The 24,355-nt window shown below is 70.7% G+C and carries 20 protein-coding genes; 9 read left to right on the top strand and 11 right to left on the bottom strand.

Annotation, left to right across the window (positions count from 1 at the left end):
• Positions 1-52: 52 nt before the first annotated feature.
• The 6 genes from ABD817_RS37355 to ABD817_RS37330 all read right to left on the bottom strand — a co-directional run bounded on the left by ABD817_RS37355 (position 53) and on the right by ABD817_RS37330 (position 11,986).
• Positions 53-2,872 (bottom strand): fibronectin type III domain-containing protein, encoded by a 2,820-nt coding sequence (locus ABD817_RS37355; RefSeq protein ID WP_344923173.1) that lies wholly within the window; start codon positions 2,870-2,872, stop codon positions 53-55.
• A 58-nt stretch (positions 2,873-2,930) separates the two neighbouring features.
• Positions 2,931-5,177, bottom strand: a complete 2,247-nt coding sequence (locus ABD817_RS37350) for a fibronectin type III domain-containing protein (RefSeq protein WP_344923172.1) — start codon at positions 5,175-5,177, stop codon at positions 2,931-2,933.
• Between the two features lie 8 nt (positions 5,178-5,185).
• Positions 5,186-10,381, bottom strand: coding sequence for a hypothetical protein (locus tag ABD817_RS37345; RefSeq protein WP_344923171.1), 5,196 nt, complete (start codon positions 10,379-10,381; stop codon positions 5,186-5,188).
• Between the two features lie 72 nt (positions 10,382-10,453).
• Entirely contained in the window at positions 10,454-10,615 is a 162-nt protein-coding gene (locus ABD817_RS37340) for a hypothetical protein (protein WP_344923170.1), read from the bottom strand.
• A gap of 14 nt (positions 10,616-10,629) precedes the next feature.
• Positions 10,630-11,313 carry a hypothetical protein gene (locus ABD817_RS37335; protein WP_344923169.1) on the bottom strand — a complete coding sequence of 228 codons (684 nt, stop codon included), beginning with the start codon at positions 11,311-11,313 and terminating at the stop codon, positions 10,630-10,632.
• Between the two features lie 85 nt (positions 11,314-11,398).
• Positions 11,399-11,986: a phage tail tube protein gene (locus tag ABD817_RS37330; RefSeq protein WP_344923168.1), complete on the bottom strand. Its 588-nt coding sequence runs from the start codon at positions 11,984-11,986 to the stop codon at positions 11,399-11,401.
• 156 nt (positions 11,987-12,142) lie between these two features.
• On the opposite strand from ABD817_RS37330, the gene ABD817_RS37325 reads away from it, so the two are divergent.
• Positions 12,143-12,697 (top strand): HNH endonuclease signature motif containing protein, encoded by a 555-nt coding sequence (locus ABD817_RS37325; RefSeq protein ID WP_344923167.1) that lies wholly within the window; start codon positions 12,143-12,145, stop codon positions 12,695-12,697.
• Positions 12,698-12,751: 54 nt separating this feature from the next.
• Here ABD817_RS37325 and ABD817_RS37320 read toward each other — a convergent pair whose 3' ends face one another.
• Genes ABD817_RS37320 through ABD817_RS37310 form a run of 3 tightly spaced genes read right to left on the bottom strand, consistent with a single transcriptional unit; the run spans position 12,752 to position 13,788 of the window.
• Positions 12,752-13,189, bottom strand: a complete 438-nt coding sequence (locus ABD817_RS37320; RefSeq protein WP_344923166.1) for a hypothetical protein — start codon at positions 13,187-13,189, stop codon at positions 12,752-12,754.
• Complete coding sequence (locus ABD817_RS37315) at positions 13,189-13,422, bottom strand: hypothetical protein (protein ID WP_344923165.1); 234 nt, start codon at positions 13,420-13,422, stop codon at positions 13,189-13,191. The genes ABD817_RS37320 and ABD817_RS37315 overlap by 1 nt, the downstream gene beginning before the upstream one ends.
• A gap of 57 nt (positions 13,423-13,479) precedes the next feature.
• The gene (locus tag ABD817_RS37310; protein WP_344923164.1) at positions 13,480-13,788 is read right to left on the bottom strand and encodes a hypothetical protein; all 309 of its coding nucleotides are present in this window, start codon (positions 13,786-13,788) and stop codon (positions 13,480-13,482) included.
• 507 nt (positions 13,789-14,295) lie between these two features.
• Here ABD817_RS37310 and ABD817_RS37305 point away from each other — a divergent pair.
• The 3 genes from ABD817_RS37305 (at position 14,296) to ABD817_RS37295 (ending at position 17,655) form a co-directional block, all read left to right on the top strand.
• Positions 14,296-16,764 (top strand): hypothetical protein, encoded by a 2,469-nt coding sequence (locus tag ABD817_RS37305; protein WP_344923163.1) that lies wholly within the window; start codon positions 14,296-14,298, stop codon positions 16,762-16,764.
• A 76-nt stretch (positions 16,765-16,840) separates the two neighbouring features.
• On the top strand, positions 16,841-17,095 hold the full coding sequence (locus ABD817_RS37300; RefSeq protein ID WP_344923162.1) for a hypothetical protein: 255 nt from the start codon (positions 16,841-16,843) through the stop codon (positions 17,093-17,095).
• Between the two features lie 35 nt (positions 17,096-17,130).
• Positions 17,131-17,655, top strand: coding sequence for a hypothetical protein (locus ABD817_RS37295; protein WP_344923161.1), 525 nt, complete (start codon positions 17,131-17,133; stop codon positions 17,653-17,655).
• A gap of 197 nt (positions 17,656-17,852) precedes the next feature.
• Here ABD817_RS37295 and ABD817_RS37290 read toward each other — a convergent pair whose 3' ends face one another.
• A complete protein-coding gene (locus tag ABD817_RS37290) occupies positions 17,853-18,524 on the bottom strand; it encodes a GntR family transcriptional regulator (protein ID WP_344923160.1) in 672 nt (223 codons plus the stop codon).
• A gap of 176 nt (positions 18,525-18,700) precedes the next feature.
• Here ABD817_RS37290 and ABD817_RS37285 point away from each other — a divergent pair, with 176 nt between their 5' ends.
• From ABD817_RS37285 to ABD817_RS37265, 5 genes are all read left to right on the top strand, one after another.
• Complete coding sequence (locus ABD817_RS37285; protein ID WP_344923159.1) at positions 18,701-19,051, top strand: hypothetical protein; 351 nt, start codon at positions 18,701-18,703, stop codon at positions 19,049-19,051.
• A gap of 18 nt (positions 19,052-19,069) precedes the next feature.
• Entirely contained in the window at positions 19,070-19,228 is a 159-nt protein-coding gene (locus tag ABD817_RS37280) for a hypothetical protein (protein ID WP_344923157.1), read from the top strand.
• Between the two features lie 18 nt (positions 19,229-19,246).
• The gene (locus ABD817_RS37275; protein WP_344923156.1) at positions 19,247-19,543 is read left to right on the top strand and encodes a DUF7739 domain-containing protein; all 297 of its coding nucleotides are present in this window, start codon (positions 19,247-19,249) and stop codon (positions 19,541-19,543) included.
• A 45-nt stretch (positions 19,544-19,588) separates the two neighbouring features.
• Positions 19,589-21,931 carry a hypothetical protein gene (locus tag ABD817_RS37270; protein ID WP_344923155.1) on the top strand — a complete coding sequence of 781 codons (2,343 nt, stop codon included), beginning with the start codon at positions 19,589-19,591 and terminating at the stop codon, positions 21,929-21,931.
• Between the two features lie 114 nt (positions 21,932-22,045).
• A complete protein-coding gene (locus ABD817_RS37265; RefSeq protein WP_344923154.1) occupies positions 22,046-23,485 on the top strand; it encodes a hypothetical protein in 1,440 nt (479 codons plus the stop codon).
• Positions 23,486-23,548: 63 nt separating this feature from the next.
• Here the strand turns inward: ABD817_RS37265 and ABD817_RS37260 are convergent, their stop codons facing one another.
• On the bottom strand, positions 23,549-24,346 hold the full coding sequence (locus ABD817_RS37260; RefSeq protein WP_344923153.1) for a hypothetical protein: 798 nt from the start codon (positions 24,344-24,346) through the stop codon (positions 23,549-23,551).
• Positions 24,347-24,355 lie beyond the last annotated feature (9 nt).

The following is a 24,355-nucleotide window of genomic DNA, read 5'->3' as shown; positions in this document are numbered from 1 at the left end:
TTCAGCGGGCGGCAGCATCACGACCGGGCGGGGCTAGCGTCCGCCTCCGATATCAGACCCAGGCGTCGAACGCCTCCACCACGATCCGCGGACTCCCGCTCTGGCCGACGACCGGCTGGCCGGCCAGCGTGAGCGTGTTGACCCCGCGCAACAGGTGAAACCAGGCCGGCAGGTGCGCGAGCGCGCCCCGGCCCGGCCGAGGCTGCGGCCACACCTGCGGCGGCACATGCGCCCACACCTGCCGAGTCGCCAAATCCAGCGACAGCGAGTAGCCGGGGTCGGCGGGCAACGTGGTGCCGGGCATGGCCCGCATCACCGTCCCCGACTCCTCATGGGTGAGGGTGAAATCCCGGATCGGCCCGAACAAGCGGATGCGCGCCGGGATGGTGGCGTAAGTGCCCGACAAGGTGAGCGTCGTGGACGCCTCCCCCGGCAGGGAGTCGATGACCGCGGTGGCCGTCGTCGCCACCGTCGCGTACCGGCGCGGATCCTTCGCCCGCAGCACCACCGTCCAGGTGAACCCGCGGTCGGTCTCATCGGTGATCTCCACCCGATCAACCAGCCGCACCCGCGCCTGGCGAATCATGAGAGCGTCGGCGACCTGAAGCAGCAGCCGCCGCCGGGGGTGCACCGCGCCCAGGATGCGCTGCTTGGCCGCGAGCATCGCCATCCGCGACGGCGCCACCGCGGTCCCCTTCAGCCGGACGACGCGCGCCCCGTACAGACCCGCGCCAGCGTGCACACCGTCGGTGCCGCCCAGGTTCGCCGACGTCGGCCGCACCGGCGGCGTTCCCGTCCACCCCTCGGCATCTTCCACGATCCAGTCCACGCCGAAGTCGTCGCGCACGTTGGCCGCCCACGACCCGACCCGATACACCGGTGAGGAGATCGGCAGGAACGGCAACGCCGTGGTGGCCACGCTGATGGTGTTGTCGGCCGAGCGCTGCCCGACGGCGTCCACCGCCGCCACCCGCACGTCGTAGTCGGCGCCCGCCACCAGTCCCGTCACCGTGTGCCGGCGAACCACCGGCCCGTCCACCGTGTAGTCGGTGCCCGGCGTGGAATGCGCCACTTCCCCGTCCACCAGGACCTCGTAGCCGACCACGGCGAAGTCATCGCCCGAGGGGCCCCACGCCACCGTGATGGAGTCCTCCCCCGCCACCGCGGTGAACGTCGGCACCGTCGGCGGCGTGTCATCCAACGTCGTCACGACGAGCTCGGCGGCGGCGCCGCGCTGACCGTTCGAATCGACCGCCAGCACCCGCACCACGTGCTCGGTGTTCTCCCCCAGCCCGGGGAAGACAGCTGAGGTCGCGGCCTGGTTGGTCGCGACCAGCTCCTCGTCGAACACCACGTCGTAACCGCTCACGCCGACGTCATCGGTCGCAGGGGCCCACGCCACGCTGATGGAGGTGTACGTCACCGCCACGGTGTGCAGCCCGGCCGGAGCGTCCGGCGGCAAATCCGGGGGGGTGGCGACGTCCAGCGAGGCTTTCGCCGACCGGTTCCCAACGGCGTCGGCGGCATCCACCTCCACCAGATAGGAGGTGTCGGCGGCCAGGCCGGTGAAGGCCCGGCTCAACCCCACCTGGTCGGCGCCCTGCTTGACGCCGCCCAGCCACACGCCGTACCCGGCCACGGCCACATCGTCGGTGGACGCCTCCCACGCCACCGCCAGCCCGTACGGCGCCACCGCCACCAGGTGCAGGCCGCCAGGGACGGTGGGCGCCACCGTGTCCGGCGTCGTCTCCACGACCAGCTGCGCCCGCGCGGACCGGTTCCCGGCGCCGTCGCGGGCGTCGATCTCGATGGTGTACGTCTGCCCCGGGGTGAGGCCGGCCAGCACCGCGCTCAACCCCACCTGGTCGGCGCCCTGCTTCACTCCGCCCAGCCACACACCGTACCCGGCCACCCCGGTCAGGTCGTCGGTGGAGGCGTTCCACGCGACCGAGATGGACGTGTGAGAGATCGCCGTGGTGTGCAGGCTGCCCGGCATCGTCGGCGGGGTCGCGTCCGTCGAGACGATGATCTGTGCCCGCGCGGACCGGTTCCCGACGGCGTCACGGGCGTCTACCTCGATCGTGTACGACTGGCCGACCGTAAGCCCGCTGAAGGCCCGGCTCAACCCCGTCTGGTCGGCGCCCTGCTTGACGTTGTCGAGGTAGATGCCGTACCCGGTGACGCCGACCGCGTCGGTGCTGGCGTCCCACGCGACGTCGATGGTCGTGCCCGTCACCGCGGTGGTGCGCAGGTTGCCGGGCACGGTCGGCGCGGTCGCGTCCGCCGACCCGTAGCCCACGATCGCCAGCACCGAGTTGTTGCTGGTTGAGGTCAGCCCGCTGACGCTCCACGTCCGGCTTCCGGCGGCCGGCAGGGCGCCGGAGGCGAATCCCGAGTTGCTGTTGCTCCCGGTCGGCGAGTAGTCCTTGGTCATCGACATGGTCCAGGTCGCCCCGGCCGCCGACCCGCCGGGCACGTTCAGCACGCCGAAGACCCGGCCGGTGGCGAGCGTGGGCACCGTCACCGCGCCGCTGCTGATCGACGTGCTGTTGGCGCTTGTCCCCGACTTGACGAACTGCAGCGCCTGGCAGTCGTCGCGCTCGTACACGACCGCGTGAACGCGGTCGCTGGTGCCGCCGTTGGTGAGGGTGACCGACGTCTCGGTGCCGGCGGCGATCTTGGAGAAGACGTAGACGTGGTTGTAGCCGGTCGCCGAGTAGTCCTGGGCGTATCCCCCCGCGGGGGTGTTGACGGTGTTGTAGCTGGAGACGACCACGATCAGCCGGGCGCCCGGCGCCGGCGCCGTGAAGTTCACCACGTGGTTGATCACCGACGAGGTGCTGTTGTACGTCGCCGCGATTCTGTTCGTCATCGCTACCCCCCGGGAAAGCCCGCGGGGAGTGTGGAGGGCGGGCGGGGTTACGGTCTGCTCACGTCCACGCGTCCGCCGTCTCGATCACCATCCGCGCCAGCCCCGTCTGGCCGGCGACCGCCTGGCCGGCCACGGTGATCGTGTTCGGCCCCGGCCGAAGCATGAACGCCGACGGCAGGAGCCGCAGCACGCCGCGGCCGGGCCGCGGCTCCGGCCATACCTCCGGCGGCACGTGCGCCCACACCACACGGGTGGCCAGGTCGATCTCCAGGCTGTAGCGGGCGTCAGTGAGGACCTGGCCCGGCTTAGACGCGATGACCAGCCCCGACTCCTCATGGGTGAGGGTGAAGTCCCGAATCGGCCCGTACAGGCGCAGCTTGGCCGGGATGGTCAAATAGTCACCGGCCAGGGTGATGGTCGCCGACGCTTCCCCGGGCAGGGGGGGCAGCATCACCTCCTGGTAGATGCCGCGCGACTGGTAGCGGCGCGGGTCGGAGGCGGAGACCACCAGCGTCCACTCGAACGCCAGCATCCCCTGGTCGGTGATGGGCACCTCATCGGCCAGCCGCACCCGCGCCTGGCGGGTCAGGTGCGCCTCGCTGACCCGCAGTACCGCAACATCACGCGGGGAAAGCAGCCCCGTCAGCCGCTCCTGAGCCGCGAGCATCTCCACCCGGGAGGAGGCCGTCGCAATCCCTTCCAGGGTGATGGTGCGCTGCCGGTAGGCGCCGGGCCCGTCGAACCCGCCATCGGCATTGTCGGAGTCCTCGCCCAGCGCGTCCACCACCGGGGAGGTGGACCACCCCTCCTCGTCGGAAACAACCCAGTCCACACCGTAGGAGTCGCGGGCGTTGCCGACCCAAGAGCCGATCCGGTACACCGGGGAGGCGATCGGCATCCACCCGGCCGACAAGGTGGTCACCTCCGCAGTCGCTTCGGGGCCGCGGCCTCCGCCGTCATCGACGGCCCGCACCGCCACCTCAAACCAGGTGGCCGGGTCGAGCCCGTCGATGACGTAGCCGAGGGCGGTCGTCGCCGCCACCAGCTCGCCGTCCAGCAGAACCTCGTAGCGGGCGATGCCCAGGTCGTCGCTGGCCGCCCCCCACGCCAGCGTGATGGACTCGGTCCCGGCGGTGGCCGTCAGGGCGGGCGGCGCCGACGGCAGCGTGTCCGTCAGCGTCGTCACCTCGACCTCGACCAGCGCCGAGCGGTGGCCGACGGTGTCGGCCGCGTCCACCCCCACCGTGTAGGTCGCGCCCCGACCCAGGCCGGTGAAGGTGAACGTCAACCCGACCTGGTCGCCGCCCTGCTTCACCCCGCCCAGGTAGACGCCGTACCCGGCTAGGGCGATGTCGTCGGCGGCGGTGTCCCACGCCAGGGTGGCGGTGGTGTGCGTCACCTCCGCCACGTGCACGTTCGGCGGCTCCGAGGGCGCCGTGACATCGGTGACCGCGAGCACGCTGATCGTCGAGCGCGGCGACCGGTTACCCGCCGCGTCGCGAGCATCCACCTCCAGCAGGTACGTTTGCCCGCCCGTCAGCCCGGCGAAGGTGTACGTCAGCCCGGTCTGGTCGCCGCCCTGCTTGACGCCGTCGCGGTACAGGCCATACCCCGTGACGGCGGTGTTGTCGGTGGACGCCGACCAGGCGATCGACACCGCCGTCTCGGTGATCTCCGTGGTGTGCAGGCCCGGCGGCATACTCGGAGCCACGGTGTCCGTTGACCCGTACGCGACCACCAGCACCGCGTTGAACTGCGAGCCGGTGAGCCCGGACGCCGTCGCACTCCAGGTACGCGCCCCCGGCGACGGCAGCGGCCCGGAAGCGAAGTAGGAGTTCGAAAAGGTCTCGGCCACCGAATGGTTTTGGACCTGCCCCTGGTTGTATGTCACCGTCGGGAACCCGTTGGGCGCGTTCAACACCAAGAAGACCCGGCCAGCTCCCAGCGCGGCCGGGATGGTGCCCGACACCGACACCGGCGAGTTCGGCGACGCCGCCGACACGTCGAGCCGCAGCAGCGCGCAGTCGTCGCGCTCGTAGACCACGGCGTGCGTTGTTTCGTCGCCGTACAAGGTGACCGACGTCTCCGACCCGTCAGCGACCCGCGAGAACGCGTACACGAAGTTGTAGCCGGTGCCCGCGTGGTCCTCCTGCCACCCCAGGGGAGCGTCAATCCCGTTATAGGAGGACACCATCAAGATCAGCCGCGCCCCGGGGGTGGGAGCGGTGAACTCGATGACGTGCTCGTTCCCCTCTCCCTCCGGCACCCCGCCGCCGTTGTACGTCGCCGCGATCCGGTTCGTCATGCCGCCCCCTAGTAGTTTCGGACCTGGGCGCCAGCGCGCCGCATGACCTGGCCGGCGATCACGAACTCGTCCTGGCCGCGTTGGGGGTAGACGTTGACCGTCATCGGCGCGCCCCCGCTCCCGCCGCCCCGCAGAGCGGCGGCCGGTGCCGCGCGGCTCGCCCGCCGCGACGCCCGATACAGCGACGAGCCGCCGTCGTTGAGCGCGGCCACCGCGTCCGGCCCGCCGAGGGCGTCCACCGCGCCCGGGGTGAGCACCCACTCGTCGCGGCCGGTGCCGTTGCGCACCAGCGTCCGCCCTGGAGGCAGCGGCCCCCCGCGGTCGCGGCTGATCTCCTTGTCCTTGCGGTCGAACAGGCGGATGACGTTGTCGATCATCTTGGCCGGCACCGCCCCCATCAGCCGGTGCGCCGGGGTGCGGGTACCGATCGCTGAGCCGATCATGGTTTTGATCGGGTTGAGGATGGTGCGGGCGCCCGCGCCGAGGCCCTTCGAAAACAGGGCGCGGACGCTGGCCGACAGGCCCGACAGCAGCCGCTCCAGTGCCGTCTGCTCCTTGGCCTTCTTGCCTCCCGCGGTGCCCTGCGCCTTCGCCGTACCGCCGCCGGGGTTGCTGCCGGCGACGACGCCGCCGGAGGCGAACCCCGGGATCCCGGCCTGCGCCAGGAACGCCGTCGCACCGCCGACGCCGCCGGTGCGGGCGGCCCGGTTACCGTCATCCACCCACTGCGAGCCCAGCGCCCAGGTGAGCTCGGGCCGCAAGAACCCCTCGCCGGGCCCGGCCGCGACAAGGTATTTGTCCTTGCCCGGCGCGTACCCCGGCAGCACCCCATGACCGCCGCCGCCGGGGACGATGCCGCCCGAGGCGAAGGAGAACGACACCCCGGGCAGCGGCGGCAACCCGACCGCACCAGCGATCTTGTCCCACACGACCTTGATGCCGCCCATGTAGGCCTTGTCGATCAACCACTTGATCGGCCCCTGCAAAACGCCGGGGATTTTGCCCCAGAATTTCCCGATTCCGTCCTTGGCGGTGCCGAAGGAGGTTTCCATCGCCTTCGTCGCAGTTGCGACGTTCTTCTTCGCGCCGGCCAGCCCGGGATCGACGCCTGCGGTGATGTCTGACCAGGCTTTTTTCATGGACGCGGGCGCGTCCTTGCCCAGCTTGGCGAACGGCACCCCCCCGGCCTTGGCGAACGCGTCGAGCTTCGACTGGCTGACCGGCCGCCCGGCGTCGATATCGCGCTGGATATCGGCCCACATGCCGCGGATATGCGGCGGAGCGTCTTTGCGCAGCGACAGGAATTTCCCGCCGCCGTCCTTGACGAAGGCGCCCAGCTTCAGCGACGCCGCGGCCAGCCCGGCGCCCAGGTCGCGGTTGATCTCAGCGAGCATGTCCCGGGCCGCCTGCGGCGCGTTGCGCTTCAGGTCCAGGAACCGGCCGCCGCCGTGAGCGACGAAGTCGTCGATGGCCTTCTGCGGGACCGGCACCCCGGCGGCGATCTTGGCCTGGATGTCGGCCCACATGCCGCGCACGTGGCCCGGCGCGTCCCTCGACAGGGTCAGGAATTTGCCGCTGGCCGAGTTCGTGAAGCTCCCCAGCTTGTTGGCCGCCTGCGAGGTGAAGGTGTTGACGCCGACCTGCACGGCGGCCCACCCGGTCTTCAGGTACTCGGGCGCGTCCTTCGACAGTTTCAGGAAGGGGGTGCCGCCCGCCTTGGCGAACGCGTCCAGTTGCGCCTGGCTGGGGGTGATACCGGCGGCCATGTCGCGCTGGATGGACGCCCACATGGACTGGACGCTCTTCGGCGCCCCGGACGACAGCTCGACGAACTTGCCCTTCGTCTGCTTCAAGAAGCCACCCAGCCGGGCCGAGGTGCCGTCCACGCCCGCATCGGTGCCGTTCTCCAGGCCCCTCCACAGGCCACTCCACGCCTTGGTGACCGCCTCTTTCACATTGGCCATGGCGCCGGGCACGCGCAGCGCCCCGCCCTTGATCATCTCGCCGATCTTGTCGGGGAACGCGACCCCTTCGATGATCGTGCCGATCCCGGCGAGGCTGCGGTCCAGGTGGTCGAACAGGAACGCGGTGGCCGTGTCCGTGCGCGGGTCCTTGCCCGAGGAGCGCAGCGCGCCCGCCCCGGCGCCGATGCCCGCCCCGGCCAGCGCGCCGATCCCGCCCAGCATCGACCCCAGCTCGGCGCCCTGCAGCCCGAGGTCCAACGCCGATCCGAGCCCGCCGCCCTTGCCCTTGGGCTTGCGGTGCTTACCACCGCCCGAGCCTCCAGACCCGCCCCCGCCGGTGAGCAGACTGGACGGATTGATCTTGGTGAACCAGCTCGACGGATTGATCTTGTCCTTCGTGAACACGCTCGACGGGCTGACCTTGCTCAGCCACGACGAAGAGTTGATCTTGTCCTTCGTGAACAGGCTCGACGGACTGATCTTGCTCAGCCACGACGAAGGGCTGATCTTCGTCTTGGGCTTACCGCCCCCACTGTCCCCGCCCCCGCCGCCCCCCTCACCGTCGCCCTTCCCGCCGCCGAACAGCGACCCCAGTTTCCCCAGGCCCTGACCCGCCTTGCCCAGCAGCTTCACCACCTTCAAGGTGGAGCTCACCATCCGGTACAGCTTCGCGAACGCCAGCACCACACCGCCGATGATCAGCACCCACCCGGCGATCGCCCCGATCGCCCCGCTGTCGGCCAGAGCCCCCAACCACTGCACGACCCCGCGCAACCAGCCCAGGAAGTCCTCCAGCGTGCCGTCCAGCACGACCGCCTCGACCAGATTGCCGACGAAGGCCACGATGTCCACAAAGAGGCCACCCGCGGTCCGCAGCAGCGGCACCAGCTCCTCGAAGAACCGCTTGAACGCCGCCTGGACTTCCGGCTTGTCCAGCCACTCGTTCAGATCCTCGGCGGCGACCGCGAGGTCTTCTAGCAGGGTGTCTCCGGCCGGCTTCGCGAGCCCGAGAACCTTGGCTGCAGCCTTGCCGACGTTCGACAGGATCCGCCACAGCTTCGCCCCGGTCTCCCACGCGCCCTTCAGGAACGCCGCCGTCTTGTTCTGGCCTTCCTCGCTGCCCAGGAATTCGTCCAGCGCCTCGGCGCTGTCCTCCAGCTTCTCGGCCATCATCTCGGCGTACGGCGCGGTGAGCACCAAGAACCGCAGCAGGGCTGACAGCCCCTTGGTGCCGGCACCGCCGAACGAGCGCAGAGACCGGTTGTTGGACTCCATGAACTTCGCGAAGTCGGAGCGAAACTCCTTCGACCCGAGCAGCTCGCCAAGCTCCGTGGCGACGTCGCCGAGCACCTCCCCGGTTTCGGTCAGCCCGCCCCGCAGGGTTTTCAGGAAGGGCAGGGACTCCTCCACGCCCTTCTTCAGGCCGGGCGCGAAGGCGTCCTGGACGTCGAACTTCAGCTCCCGCAGGGCCGGCCGCACATCGGAATGCAGATACCGGACGAAATCCTGCATTTCGGGCGAAAGGTCCTTCATCGCCTCCGCGACAGGATCCGCGCCACCACCGCCGCCGCCCTGGCCGGCGGTGGCGGCGTCGCGCTTGGCCTTGGCCAGCTCCCGCTGCGCCTCAGCGATCGCCTCAACAGCCTTTTGTGCCCTTTCGTACGCTTTTGCGACGTTTTTTTGGGCGTCCTCGACCCCCTTCTGCGCGTCCTCGACCCGCTCCTGGGCATCGGCGATGGCGTCGTTGGCCTCCTTGATCCGCCGAGCCCCCTCCACCCCCTGCCGGGCCGCTTCCTTCCGAGCGTCCGCGATAGCCTGCTCGGTGTCCTTGACCCGCTGGTTGGCCGCCTCCAGCGCCTCCTGAGCAGCCTTGACCTGGTCAGACCCTTCAACACCCTTAGCGTCGGCTTCGGCCTTCTCCTCGGCCAGATCGCCGTTGGACTCCTTGATCTCCTCCAGCCGCTGCAACGCCTGCCGGTAGGCGAGATCAGCTTCCTTCCGCTCCAGCCGGCCCTCGGCGGTCGCGCCCGAGAACGGGTCCTTCATGATCTTTTCGAGGCGGAGCTTCGCCCGCTCGATCGCGAGCTTCGCCCCTTCCTCATCCAGCTTCCCGCCGGCCTGGGCGATCGCGAGATCCTCCAGCCGCTCCCGGGCGGCCTTGATCGCGTCGTTCAGCGCCTCCCGGGCCCGCTGGGTAGCCTTCAGCGCGTCGGCGTGGCTGCGCTCGGCTGAGACGATCCGGCGCGCCGCCTGCTCGGCCCCGTCCGCGACGGACTGGGCGACGGCGTCCGCCCGCTGCCGGGCATCCGTCACCGCCTCGACGGCGTCCTCGACCCGCTCCTCGGCCTCGGTGACGGCCTCCATGGCCTCCCACACGCCCTCATCGGCCTCCCGGGCGGCCTGACGGGCGTCACGGATCCGCTGCTCAGCGGCCTTGATCCGCTCCGCGGCAGCCTCCCGGGCCGCCGCGGCGGCCTGCGCGCTGGCACCAGAGGCCTTGTCGGCGTTGCCGAGCGCGGTGTAGGCGGCGCCGACGCCGGACAAGCCCACCATCAGACCAGCCAGGCCCTGCGCCGCAGCGCCCGCCACGGCGGGCAACACCCCGAGGACGCCGACCGCCTGCGTGGACGCCGCCGCCAGGGCGAGCACCCCACCGGCAGCCACCCCGGCGGCCACGCCCAGCGCGGTGTACTTCACCACCGCCATGCCGGCGGCCACGATGGTCCGGTTGATCGCCCGCTCCAGCTGCGCCAGCAGCGAGATGTTGCTGATCCGGACGTCGAGACCGATCGTGCGGTCCGACCCTCCGCCGCCGCCGGAGCCGACGAACCGCCCGAGCTCATCACGGGCGCGGGTGGTGTCAGCGCTGACCTCGACGGTGGTGTTGCTGCCGCGCGCCGCGGCCTGCACCTCCGCCCGCAGACGGCCCGCGTCTACCTTCGGCGTGACCTCAACATCGGCCCCCGACCCCGAAGCCGCGCCAGTGAGCGCCTCGGCCAGGTCCCGCCGAAGCGTCTCGCGATCCACGCGCATGCGCAGCGTCGCCGACCGCTCCGCCGCGCGCGCGGCGGCCACGGTCTCGGCGTTGAGCTTGCGCGCGTCCAGCTGCGCGCGGATCCGCGCCCGCGCGTCCTTGACCGCCCGGTCGATCTCACGCTGAAGCTTGCGCTCGAACTCGTCGAGCTCGGCGACGACCTCCAGTTCGAGGCGCCCCGCTGAAACGCTGTCTTCCTCGGCCACCCGTCCACCCCCCGTGAACCCCGGGGGGTGAGGGTGCCGCCACGGACGAGCTTGCGTCCGCCTCCGATCCGGTCAGGACACCGACCGGGTGGTGGCCATCATCAGCGCCATCGCCCGGTCCATGCCGCTGCCGCCGCCCTGGGGACGTTTCCGCGCCGCCGCCCGAGATCGCCGCACGTGCTCAGGCCTGGGCACCTCCCGCGGCTTCTTGCGGCGGAAGTCGGCGGACAGCACTCCGACCTCCTCGATCAGCTGGGCGAGGAGCTCTCGGAGGTCGTCCCAGGGCTCGGCTCGCTGCTCGGGACTGGTGTTGACACGAGCTTCGCGTGGGAGTCGCTCGCAGAGGTCGAGGAGTCGGCGGGCGGAGATGAATCCGCGATCTCCGGGGCGGAGCCAGACTCCGTCGAGGTCGAGTCCTGGGTAGTGGTCGGCGAAGTCGGCGTCGAGGTCTCGCCACTGCCGGAGTCGGCCGTGGACGACGTTGATTCCCCCAGGCGGATCGCATACCGAGACCCAAGGCCCCTGACCAGGGCGACGATGTCGCCGACGGACGGGCGGGCGGCGACAAACGCCGCGTAGCCGTTCGTCCCCATGAGGGTCTGGCCCATCTCGTGGACGGCGGCCAGCAGGTCCCGGGGCAGGCTCGGGCGCTCGATCAGCAGGTCCAGCAGCAGGTCCAGCACCGCGATGCCGGCCCGCTGAGAATTGCCCGCCTTCCAAGCGTCCAGCCCCATCCGGATGATGCCCGTGGTGTCGATGCCCAGCTTGGTCAGCGGCAGCAGCACGTCCACCGGCAGCTCGGCCGGCAGCTTGCAAATGATCTTGCCGCCCAGTCGCAGCGGGATCGGCCGGCCCTGCGTCGAGGACCTCCGCGCGCGGGCGACGTCCAGGTCGAGCACATCGTTGTCGAACACATTCTCTTCGGCCGCCATCGCGGGCCCCCTCGTCGTCGATCGGAATGCGACGGCGGGACGCTACGGCCGGGCCAGGGCTTGCGTCCTGGCCCGACCGTGCAGGTCAGTCCTCCTCAGGCGGCGCGAAACTGGAGAACGCGGCATTGAACACGTCGTAGAACGGGGCCGTGCCCAGGTCGTTGCCGAGCAGCGACAGGTTCAACGGCAACGTCGCCGAGGCATCGCGGCCCAGCTCGTGGGCGACACCCTCGCGCTGCATGCACCGCGGGATGATGCGCCGCATCCTGCGGGTGCCGTCCCCGAGCTCCAGCACCGCTGCCACCTCGGTGCGCGTCCCGATGCTGGGAGGGGTGAACTTGTAGTAGGCCGCGCCGCCCCCGGACGGCGTCACGGAGGTGATCGTGCCACCTCCATATACCGCCATAAAGTTGGCGGCGGACCACTCCAACAGCTCGACTTCGAGGTTGTTGGCGTCCTTGGTCTGCCACACCTTGACGGGGTTCGGCGACTGGTGGGCCTCGGTCTCGGAGAACTCCGGGTCGCCGGACCAGGCCAGCGAGTCCGGGGTGAACAGGCCGACGTTCTTCCACGCCGGCGCCAGGGCCACGGTGGGCCCGTCGGGCGCGGTCGTGCCCACCGGCCCCAGGTACAGCGCGGCGATCTGCGCGGTAAAGATGTTCTCGGCACCCATCGAGGGAACCCCCAAACCTTCAGGCGCCGCCTCCGCGTTGGCGAGGGCAGCTCACGGGTTGGGGACCCAGCCGCAGAGCATCCGGGCCGGAAGGGGTTTGTGTCCGCCTCCGACCAGGCGGGCTAATGTCAGACTGGTCGGGGAGGTGAGAAGCACATGAAAACGACCCTGGACGCGGGCCGCATCATGGAGCGCGTCCTGGACAACCTCACCCCCGGCGACGTGCCCGCACACAAGCCCGACCTCGGCTCATGCACCGGCTGGCGAGGCCCCGAAAGCGACGGCGGCTACGCCATCCTCTGGATCGGCAAGAAGAAACTGTTCGTCGCCCACTGGCTGTACGAACAAGAGCACGGCCCCATCCCCGCAGGGCTGGAACCCGACCATCTATGTCACGACCCCGACTACTGCGAGCCCGGCCCCGCCTGCCCGCACCGCCGGTGCACCGTCCTGGCCCACCTGGAGGCGGTCACCCGCCGCGAGAACACCGTCCGCTCCGGAGCGCCGCCGGGCATCAACGCCCGCAAGGTGGTGTGCGACTACGGTGACGACCTCACCGACGACGACAACGTCTACGTCCGCCCGTCCCGGCCCCACGAACGCGAGTGCGTCAAATGCCGCGAGCGCCGCCGCGACAAGCTCGCCCGCACCCAGCGCGCCCTCGCCCACATCGCCATGAAGAAGGCCGGCCAGATGAGCCTCCTGGACTGAGACACGGATGAGGGGGCTGCGCGCCCCACGAGCGCAGCCCCCACTTCCCCTCGGCTACCAGGCCGGATGGCACCACACGGTGACCTGGCCCAGATACCGCGGCCGCCCGTCGGCCTCGGGCAGATACCCGCCCGCCTGCGCCGGCCGGATCCGCACGATCACCGGCCCCTCCACCGTCGGCTCCGCCGCCGGCAGCTCCCCCAGCGCGCCCACCGCGGTGTAGAAGATGCGGCGCAACTCCTCCTTGCCGGGGCCGCCGTCCACCTCCCCCAGCGCCTCGACCTGCACCCGCACCGCCATCAGCCGGGTCAGCATGTCATCGGTGCCGCCCGGAACGTCCGTGATCCGCAACCGCGGGTACGGCCGCTTGGAGTAGGCCCCCACCCGATCCTGCGCCCCGCCGAACACCCCCAGCACCGCCGGGTGCGACCCAACCCAGTCCAGGATGCGCGGCAGCGGGTCGGTACGAGCGAGGTCCTCCGCGATCCCCACTACGGGGCCGGGGCCGGGGCGGGCGCGGGGGCCTTGGCCTTGACCGGCTTGAGCGCCTTGCGCACCGACTCCAGGTTCTGCGGCTCGGCGTCGGCGACCCACCCGGCCGACACCAGGCGCATCGCCTGACCGTACGGCAGGACCACCGTCGAGCCGGTGGGGTACTCCTTGGGCTCCAGCCCGACCTCGGCGGCCGACTTCGGGCCGAGCGGGTTAGCCAGTTTGAAACTCACGAGTCCATTCATGGGCCCGGAGCGTGCAGGGCTGATCGGGTTAGCGTCAGCCTCCGATCAGAACAGCCCTCCCGGCCGCCGGATCATCTCCACCAGGGCGTACGCCACGGGCACGTCCTCCACCCGCACCTCCCCGGGGATCAACCCCGTCTCCTTCAGGACGTACCACGCCGCCTCCGGCAACGCGCGGATCCGCCACGAGCCGTCCGCAGACCGGTAGGGGTTGGACTCAGCCCGCCAGTTCCGGCTCCACCCCTCCGCGCGCAGGACGACCAGCCGCTCTCCCACGACCATGGTGTGCTCGCTGACCTCCAAGAGGTCGAGCACCGGCGGGGCAGGGCGAGCGACGGCCAGGCGTGAGGACATACGCCCATGGTGAGCGAAGCCACTGACAAAAACCAGGGAAAGCGAAACCCCGCCGCTCGACCGAACGGCGGGGTCCCTTGTCCCCGCCTAGGCGGGGACAAGCGTTCAACAGCAAGTTCATTCGGTTCATCCCCGCAAGCGCGGGGTGAGTGATCTTGACGGCTGCGCGGCAGGCGCTGAGCGGGTCATCCCCGCATACGCGGGAACGAAATGCCACGGGCCGATCGTAGTGGGTTCATCCCCGCATGCGCAGGGACGAGATGTCACAGTACCCCGCGATCGAGCAGCGCGCAGCCGGAATGCGGGTGCCCGTGCAGGTAGCCGGGCTTCGACGTGCGATTATCCAGGTGGGCCCGGTCGGCGGGCTGGGGATGTCTCGACAACAGCCCACAGAAGTCCGCCGACCGGGCTTTTCCTCTCCGCCAATTGTCCACTTTTCTAGACAATTGGAGGTGGGGGGTGCCATGCTTGGTCCGTCGAGACATCCCCACAGCGAAAGGCCACCCCATGGGCCACTCCCACCAACAGTTCTGGCCAGCAGGCGCCCGCCCCGTCCAGCTCCCCGCCCGCGCTGAGGGCTCCGCCAAGTCCTGGATCAAGGCCGTGTACGGCGTCACCCCCGACGCCGCCGCCTCCCACCGGTCCAAGGGCGCCGCCCTCGACGGCGTGTTCCTGGAGCGGGCCGGCACCTACGCCCTGCAGCCCGGCGTGCTGCTCGTCGCCTACGACAAGGTCGGCGACGAGGCGACCGTCATCCTCTACAAGGTCATCGACGGCGACGAGCCGCTGAGCGTGGTCAAGAAGTGGGCCAACAAGCAGGGCATCCTCGGCCAGCAGATGCTCAACGGCATCACCACCCAGGTCAAGAAGACCAAGGGCGGTCCTCCCCGCATCGGCGCTCTGGCCGACATCACCCTCACTGAGCCCCCGCCGCAGCTCAACGGCCGTGAGGAGGACTGCCACCTGTGCTACCAGAACGTCCCCGCAGGGCAAGGCGTCCTGGCCCGCGTCGAGGGACGCACCCGGGTCCAGCACTCCCCCGCCTGCCCGCTGCCCCCGCCGCAGCGCAACACCTACGAGCAGCCATGCCGCCGCTGCCGCCAGAACGTCCCCGCAGGGGAAGGCCTGCGGTCCAAGCCCTACGAGCACGGCCCGTGGGAGGTCATCCACGACGGCGTCTGCCCGCCCCCGTCCGAGACGACCACCGCGGCTCCGGCCGCGCGGGTCAACGGCAAGCCCGGCCCCTGCACCTCCTGCCTTCAGGAGGTGCCCGCCGGTACCGGGGAGCTGCACGGCGGTCCCGGCAACTGGTCGGTCAAGCATCGCGGGTCCTGCCCGCCGCACCCGCTCAACCCGACCGGCGCCCCCACCTGGCGGATCACCAGCAGCAACTCGCCCACCCACGGGTTCCGCGAGGAGGGATGGGCGGCCGGTACGGTGTTCCGCGCCACCCTGTGGAACACGCCCGCCGAGAAGCTGCCCGCCGAGACCGTCCCCGGCTACGCGCGCCTCGACGAGCAGCGGGTGACGTTCGTCGCGGTCTCGGTCGCCTACACCGCCTACCGGGAGAAGGACTACGACGACGACGAGTGGTACACCTACCGGAAAACGATTCTGCGCGTCGCCACTCCTGAGGAGGCCGCCCCCGTCCTGGCGGCCGAAGCCAAGCGCGCCCGCCGCGCCGAGCTCGCCCGCCGCGCGGGCGACCTGCTCAGCGTCACCAAGTACAAGACGATCGCCGACAGCCACCACCCCAGCCGCGAGGAGCTGGAAGGCGTCGAGCTCGGGCAGAAGGTCCCGCTCCCCTCCAGCGTGGCCGGGCGGAACTACCCCACCACCGTCCACGTCAACCAGGCCACCGGCCTCGTGTGGACCTGGGTCCACAACGGGCTCGACGGCGACGACTGGAGCAGCAACAACTCCGGCGGCGGCATCGTCACGCGCCACCCCCTCACCCCAGAGCGGGCCGCGCTGATCGCCGACCTGCGCGCCGAGTACGACGCCCCGGCCGCGCTCGCCGCCGAACTCCGCTCCACCGAAGCCGAGATCACCGCGCTCCTGGACGCCGGATGGACCGGCCAGCAGATCCGCGGCACCCGCAGGCTGTTCCGCCTCACCGAGGCCGGGGACGGCGCCGCCCTCGCGACCCGCACCCCCACCCAGTGGGAGCAAGCAGGCTGGTGGGATGAGTTCTGGTACGGCCAGCGCAAGTTCGCCCCTGCCGATGCCGCGCGCCTGGCCGACGCCGGGATCTCCCCGGGCAAGGCGGCCGGTCGCGGCGACACCGTGGAGGAGATCCTCGCCGCCGCGCCGCCGCAGATCCCCGCCGACGCCACCCGCGTCCTGGTCCTGGCCCCCGCAGGGCACCGGGGCAGCTCCCCCTACCCGCTGGCCGCGATGACCGCCGCGCAGATGACCGAGCGCCTCGCCACCTCCCCCAAGCAGTGGCAGTGGCGCATCCAGGCCGATGTCGGCCCGCACCCCGTGCACGTCTCCCGCACCGGCAACTGGCAGGTGTGGGACGACAACGCGGTCACCCTCACCTACTGGGCCCACCCCCGCCCCTCCCACACCGAAGAGACCGGCAACTCCTCCCAGATCGTCTACCACGACGACCCGGCGTGGCCGCATGCCTTCACCGACGACGGCGAGCGCCTGATCGACCTGCTGCTCGGCGCCCGCAACGGCCGCGAGATCTTCGGCCCGCACAAGTTGCACTGGCTCCAGGTGGCGCGCGACGCCACCACGACCCGGGAGCAGATCGACGAGAGGCGCAACGACCGCCACAACGGCGGCTGCGGGGCCACCCTCTACCGTCACACCATCACCCGCCCCGGCCAGCCGGACGAGCACCTGTGGCAGATGGACGAGGACGACTGGTATCGCGGCGAGGACGCCGACGTCACCGTCACCTCCTGGCTGTACCGGGACGAGCAGAGCGCCCGCGCCGCCTACCGTGCGGTCAAACTCCGATAACCCACCCTCCCCGGGGGGCCGCACCACCGTGCGGCCCCCCCGGGGAGGCCCGCACCGCCCGCGAGGAGCACCACCGTTGACCGGCCACCCCCAAACACCTCACGCCGCCCCGGCCGGGCACTGTACTGTCGCCGAGCTGGCCCGCTGGCTGGAGCAGCCAGCGGGCACGCTCTACAAGAAGATCATCCGGGCCGAGGGCCGCGGGGAGCCCCTCCCTGAGCACGTCACCGACCCCCACACCGGCCGACGCAAATTCCTGCCCGAACCGTTCCGGGCCTGGCTCCTGACCCAGCCCGGCCCCGGCAACCCGACCCTGAAGACCAGGCCCTGAAGACCAGGCCCTCTACCCAAGGACAGTGATCACAGATGCACGCTTACGAAGTCGGCAAGCCCTACAGCCAGAACCGCAGGCAGTGGCCAGAGACCACGCGGCTGCGGCTCACCCCGGAAGGGTGCGAACTGGCCCTGTTCTACCCCAGCCCCACCTCCAAGGAGACCAACGAGATCCGCCGCGGCGTCCCCCAGTGGGCATGGACCGAGCTGGACGGCATCGCCGTCTTGGCCTTCCGGTTCGGCATACTCCGATGGGCCGACACCCCTTACCAGGTAGCCCGAGACGTAACACCGAGCGACCAAAGCGGCCCCATCGAGGCCGGAGACAAGAACCTCATCGTGACGGTCCTCCTGGTGGACGCCAACACCGGCATCATCAAGGTCCTCCGCACCCTGACGTGGCCGCCAGAGTTCGCCAACGCCGTCCGCGCCACGGTGCAACGTCAGCTCGACTCGCCCATCACCGACGACCAGGCCGGTATCGCGCTGAAAGCCCTGTACGACCTGTACCCCGACACCGCCGTCCTCGTACGGGAGCGCGCCGATGTACGCGCCTGACCAGGCCGTCTCGGCTTCGTCCATCCGTAGTAAGTAGAAAGACAAGAACGCCTTATCGCCCTCCGAGGGCCCTTGGCGTGACCCACGAAAGGAAACGGCCTCCCGAGGGCACGGGAGGCCGTCATTTCCGACGAGTGGGACCTTAGGAGACCACTCATCGGGTTCATCATCGTAGGGGAGAATTTCCCCCCAGGTGTTCAGCCGAAATCGAGCGAGAGAAAGTGCCGGTCAGCCGCCATCGTGCGGACGCGGGCGAGCACCGGCCGCCCATCCTCGCCCTCGGCGAGCACGACGTGCACGAGCAGCGGTGTCCCCACCGCGGCGCTCAGGAGGTCGCGCTCCTCAGGGCCGGCCATCACCGCGCGCACCTGCCCGCGGCGGCGGCCGGCGAGCGACACACCGGCCCGCTCGATCAGCGCCTGGTCCTGCCCGGCCAACGGCCTGGGCGACTCCAGAGCGGGGACGTGTTCGCTCACCCATGCCGGATACCAGGTGTCGGTGATCGCCGATCCCGTCATGCGGCGGCGCACCATCTCCCCCGTCTCGCCGAGCAGCTCGGCGACCAACGGCGGCGGCTGCGTCACGGTGACCGACAGGCGCGCAGCCACTTCCGCCGCGCTGGTCAACGCGATGTTGACCGGCTCCGGCGCCCACGCGCGTACCACCCGGGTGGTGCCCTGCTGCGCCACGATCAAGCCCTCCATCTCCAGGAGGGTGAACGCCTGCCGTACGGTGCCCCGGGCGACGCCGAACCGTTCGGCGACGTCGGCTTCGCTCGGCATCGAGGCCCCAGCTTGCAGCCCTCCCCGGCGGATCTGATCGCGTAAATCATCGGCGATCTGCCGGAAAACCTGGGCTCCCTGCGCCACTGAGCACACCTCCATCGCGCCGCTGTCCAGCGGGCCATCGCTACAGTCCGCCGCCAGTGTGCCAGCAAGGGTTGAGGTTGACACAGATTCGCCTTCCATGATTCAGTCTGGTTATACACGTTATACAGGTTAGACAAGACGGCAACAAGCGGCCAGCCCGAAGGAGGCACCTGCCAATGAACGCCTTCCTGCAGCACCTCACCGGCACTCACCCCCTGTGGCTCTACCTCGCCGGGCTGCTGGTCGTCTTCATCGCCTCCGGCCGGCCCGCCCGCGACTACGAAGACGCCTACGACCTGGACGACATCTCCGAAGCCCTCGACTCCATCGGCTACGGCTGGGCCCTGATCACCGCCGTCTGCGCGTTCGTCGTCGTCGGCCTCATGGTCGTGGCCTGGGGGCTGTGGGCCATCGCGCACACCAGCGGCGCCCTGGCCATCGCCACGCTCGCGTTCGCCTGGCAGATCGACCGCCTGGCCCTGCGCCGCCCCGCCCCCTCCCCCGAACTCACCCCCGTCCCCGCCTGAACCCGGAGGCCCCCCACCATGTCCCCCACCGGCGTCGTCGTCCTCATCACCGCCGCCCTGCTCCTGATCCTCGCCGCGCTGCTCACCTTCACCGTGAAGCGCTCGCGCAAGGTGAACGCCGAGATGGAGCAGGCATTCGGCTCCTTCCCGCCCGCCCCCTCCTCCGACTCCCCCTGACCAGGAAGGACCCAGATCATGGGGATTCGCTTCGGCGACAACGCCGGTACCCGACCCTGCGGCTTCACCGCCCAGCTCGCCGAGAAGATCACGAAGAAGGGCGGCAACAACTCCACCGGCGCCGCCCAGCTGCTGGCGGCCATGCGCGAGGGCACCGGCCCGCGGACCCTGCGCGGTGAGGAAGCCGAACAGGCCGCCGCCTCCCTCACCCAGGCCGCCCGGCGGCTGCGCGGCGATGAGCGCCGCGTCGCCGAGCAGATCGCCGCCGACGCCCGCGCCGCCGCCGACTCCGGCAAGCCCTGGACCATCGGCTGACCCCGCCCCGACCACCCCGCACCTGAGACGAGGAGTTCCCCGAGCGTGTCCCCCAAGCAGCCCCCCGCCGCCGAGCCGCCCCCGGCCGGTACGGCGCTGGCCACGCGCGAGCCCGCCACGCCGGGCCTGCTCGCGCGGGCCCTGCGGTGGCTGCTGCGGTGGATCGCCCGCAAGATCGCTGAACTCCTGCTCGCGCTGCTGCGCCGCCTCGCCCGGCGGCTGCTCCGCCACCGCGACCTGCACGTCACGTGGTGGGGTGCGCTCGCCCTGTACGTCACCTCCACCGTCATGCACCTGCTGCTGCTCGGCCTGACCGGCATGGCCTGGTGGAGCGTCCTAGCGCTCGGCGCCGCCTGCGCCGGAGTCGTCGCGGGCCTGTACCAGCAACTCGGCCGCACCAACCCGCTCCCCTACGACCGCCTGGCCGTGACCGGCGCCGCCGCCGCCGCGGCGGCGTGGGCCACGGCCGCCGCCACGGCGGGCCCGATCAGCCAGCCCGTCGCGATCACATGGGCGGTGCTGCTCATCGTGATCCACACGGTGTGGGGCCTGTCCAAGCCCGCGCGGGCCTGGCGCCACCTGCGCCTGCGGGTCCGCAACTGGTCGGCGACCCTGCCCGGCGTCGTAGCGCAGCTCAGCGCCGCCAGCATCACCCTGGCCGCCCGGCCGATCGTGCACGGCAACGGCCGCGTCGATTTTCCCTTGCGAGTCTCGGGCACCACCCGGGCCAAGCTGGACAAGCTGCGCACCGGCATCGAGGTCGAGATGCAGTGGCCCGAAAACAGCGTCCGCGAGGTCATCCCCGACCCGACCAGCACGTCCGCCGGGCGGGTGCTGCTGGTCTGGTCAGAGGGGAAGATCGCCGCCCGGAAGGTGAAGTTCGCCCCACCCCAGATGCCCACCTCGATCTACGAAGCGGTGTGGGTCGGCATCAACGACGAGGGCAGCGACGTCTACGTCGTCCAGTACGCGCCCGGCCACGGCATGACGCGCGGCCTGTACGGCGGCGAGTCCGGCTCGGCGAAGTCGAACCTGCTGCGCCTGATCGCCTACATGCGCGCCTACTGCGGTGACGTCCTCATCTGGTGCATCGACCTCAAGAACGACGGCCTGACGTATGCGCACCTCATGCCGCGCCTAGACCGGCCGATCGCCACCACCCCCGAGGCCGCCGCCCGGATCCTCGCCGACGGCGCCGCCGCCATCCCCCTGCGCGGGCGCCTGCTCACCGCCGACGACAACCAGCTGCTGTCGCTCAACACGAAGCGGCCCGGGATCCTCATCATCGGCGACGAGGTCTCCACCCTGCTGGGCAAAGCACCGGCCAACGCCGACGCCATCGCCTCGGCCAAGAACATCGGCGGCAAGGGGCGTGCACTCGGCGTCGGCATGGAGGCCGCCGCTCAGTACCTCTCCCAGGACTCCCTGCACCCGGCCCTGCTGCCGCTGTTCAACCGCCGCTACGCCGGACGCACCGCCTCCCCCGCCGACGCCCAGCACCTGTTGAAGCGGTGGAACCGCTACGACACGACCCTCCTGCCGACCGGCGTGTTCCTCACCCAGCAGTCCGGCAGCAACCACACCGAGCTGCTCTACACCCCCGAGGTGACCGACGCCATGCTCGGCCAGGCCGCCGCCGACACCGCCCACCTCACCCCCGTCATGGAGGCCAGCACCGCCGCCGCCCTCCCGCACTACGGCGACCGGTGGGACGACATGGAAGACCACCTCATGCCGTACGCCACCGAGAAGCAGCGCGGGCAGGTCTACGCCACCCGGGCCCGCCTGGAGAGCGCCCGCCTCCACGCGGCCAAAACCCCGGCCCGCGCCGCCGCCGCGACGTCCAAGACCGGCCGCGTGGTCGTCGTCGAACACCTCGACGACGACCAGACGCCCGCCGCCCCCGCCGTCGAGCTCACCCTGGCCAGCATCACCGACGAGTCGCTACGCACCATGGCCGAACTCCACCTCTCCTCCCCCATGGTGACCACCTCCGCCTCCAACCAGGCCGCCGCGCCACGCGCCCGCCAGTGGGCCACCTACCGGCGCAATGCCTGGGTGGACCGCGGGCTCATCGAATCGGACGGCCACGGCAAATGGCGAACTCTGGTGACGGGGGAGCGGGACATGGTTTTGGGCGTTCGCGCGGGGGAGGCCGACATCCGCAACAGGCGAACCGGCGGGGGAGACCCAGCCGACACACACCCCGCCGACACCGACCCCGACCTGCGGATCCCCCCTCAGAGCCCCTCCAGCGACCAGGGGAGTCCCGCCGAGGCTCCCCGGCAGAAAGACGGATCCAGTGGGGGAGTGGCTCCCCCTCCCGCCCCCTCGGTCACATCCCGTGATAGCTGCTCTGCCCCTGGCCCGCCCCCTCCCACCCCCTGACTCCACACGCGCACGCGCACGCGCGTAGGGGAGGGGGTGTCCAAACAGCCCCTCTTGGACACCCCCCGTGGACATCTCGTGGACATCCCGTTGGACATTCAAAGGTGACAGAAAGTGACTGAAGTGGACTGGTTGACGCTGCTCCCCGACCTCACCCCGTACCACTGGGCTGCGGTCGGCGCGGGCGCTGTCGTCCTGCTGTCCGGGGTGTTATTGCTGGTCAAGCGCATGTTGTTCCCCAAGAAACGGCAGGTGGACAAGCCGCGCCGATCCCTGGCCGACCTCGTCACCCGGATCTGCGCCGGCGCCGCCCTCATCGTCTCCGGCGAGGGCGTCTTCGAGGTTGTCCACCAGGCCGCCCCTGACGTGCCCTGGCTACCCTGGCTGAGTGTCGGCCTGCTCGAAGGGCCGCTCCTGGCATTCGCCCTGCGCGCCAAGGAAGCCATCGACAACGACCAGGACCCGGGCCCGGCCATCCGCATGACGTGGCTGCTCGCCGGATTGTCATCCGTCATCGCCTCCTCCAGCACCCTCGCCTCCGGCAACCCCGGCGTTTCCCTCGTGCGGGCCATCACCCCGATCGTCGGCGCGATCCTGTGGCACTACGCCCTCCAAAACGAGCGCGGCAAGGCCGATCGGCCCCAGTCCGAATCCCGGTGGAAGTGGACGCCCGAGTACCTCCTCACGCGGCTCGGCCTGCTCACCGCGCGGGCCTCCGCGACCGAAGACGCCGAGGTCCACATAAGGCTGACCAAGGTCGCCGACGCGACGATCCGGTACGCCCGCGCCGCCCAGCGAAACACCCGGCGAAACACCTGGTGGGACACCCGGTGGAACACCTTCCGCCGGTGGCGCATGGAACGGGTGTACCGGGCCGCGGAACGCGACCTCGACCTCACCCGAAACACCGACCGGCGCGCCCTGCTGGAACAGATCATCGCCTCGCGCAGCGGCTCCGTTCTCCTCACGACCCTCGCGGGTGCAACACGCGCTGACCTGGGACTCCCCGACGTGGAACAGCCTGCGGAACAGCCAGCGCGAAACACCCGCATGATCTTCCACGCCCCCGTGGAACAGCCGGTGCGAAACACCCGCATCCTGTTTCACGAAACGGTCGTGGAACAGCCGGTGAAACACCCCGTGCGGACCACTCGGATGGTGTTTCACACCCCAGTGGAACACCCGGTGGAACACCCCGCACGGAACGGCCGGAACACCCCTCGGATAGAGCGCCGAAACACCAACGGCGCGAACGGCCGAAACACCGGCAAGCCCCACCAGAACGGCGACGGCAAGCCGACCAGAGAGGACATCCACGCCGCCATCGCCGCGAACATCAGCCCGACCGGAGAAGTGCCCGTCCGGTCCCTCGCGAAAGAAATCGGCGTCTCTCCGGCCACATTGAGCCGGTACGCCGGCAAGTACCGCGAGGAGCACGGCTACACCTCAACGACAGAGGGGGTGATCCCCCCTCCCCGCAGCATCAGTCGCCAGGCGGTGAACGACCTGACCGAGTACGAGTACGCCCCCGTGGGGGGCGGTGATCCCAACTAGACCAGGAACACGAAGGGGCCGGCCACCATCATGGTGGCCGGCCCCTTCTGCTTGCCCGAGGTCTCAGGCGTCGGGCACCTTCCTGCCCTGGGCGTCCCACGCGTCCAGGTAAGCCACAATCGCGGCCGTCACCACATGATGCTGGGAGGGCCGGACCCCGGCCGCCTTCAACCGCACCCGCAAGGTACGGATGGCGGTGCGGGTGGAGGTCCGCATGAGCGGCCCGAACGGCGTGAAGCGGTCCGAGTCGTGCTCCAGGAGCTCCTCGGCGCGCTCGGCCCACGCCGACAGGTCGGGCTTCTTGTCCGGGTGGAGCTCGGCGAGCGCGGCGTCCACGTGCGGCCACATCGGCCTCTCGCGGCCGGTGGCCATCGTCTCGTCGAGCTGGAGCGCGAACAGGCGCGCCTGGACGTCATCCAGGACCGCCAGGGTGTGCTTGACCCGCGGGTCGCCCTTGCAGTCCTTCTCCGTCGTCGGCCGCACCGCCGCCGGCGCCCGGCCCCGGGACCTTCCTGCCCGCCTGGTCTTCCTCGCTTCTTCGCGCTCGCGCCGCTCCTCCTGCTCGGCGAGCTCTCGCGCGATCCGCTGTTGCTCGGCCAGCTCCCGCTCGACCTGCTCCCGCGCAGCCTGCTCCCGCTCCTCACGCTCGCGCTGCTCGGCCTTTTCCTCCTCGGCCAGCTCCCGCTCGACGCGCTCGCGCTTCTCCTGCTCCTGGCGCTTGTGCTCTTCCCGCTCGACGCGCTCGCGCTCCTCGGCCTGCGCCTGCTCGGCGAGCTCCCGCTCAACGCGCTCGCGCTCCTCCTTGTTGTCCTCCGGCCCGGAACCCTGACCGTTCGTGGGCTCAGCTTTCTTCTCAGTCACCGGCGGGAC

The sequence above is a fragment of the Streptosporangium oxazolinicum genome, assembly GCF_039537505.1.
GTDB lineage: Bacteria > Actinomycetota > Actinomycetes > Streptosporangiales > Streptosporangiaceae > Streptosporangium > Streptosporangium oxazolinicum.
The sequence above is the reverse complement of the archived record's forward strand: the minus strand, read 5'-3'. Positions and strand labels throughout refer to the sequence as shown.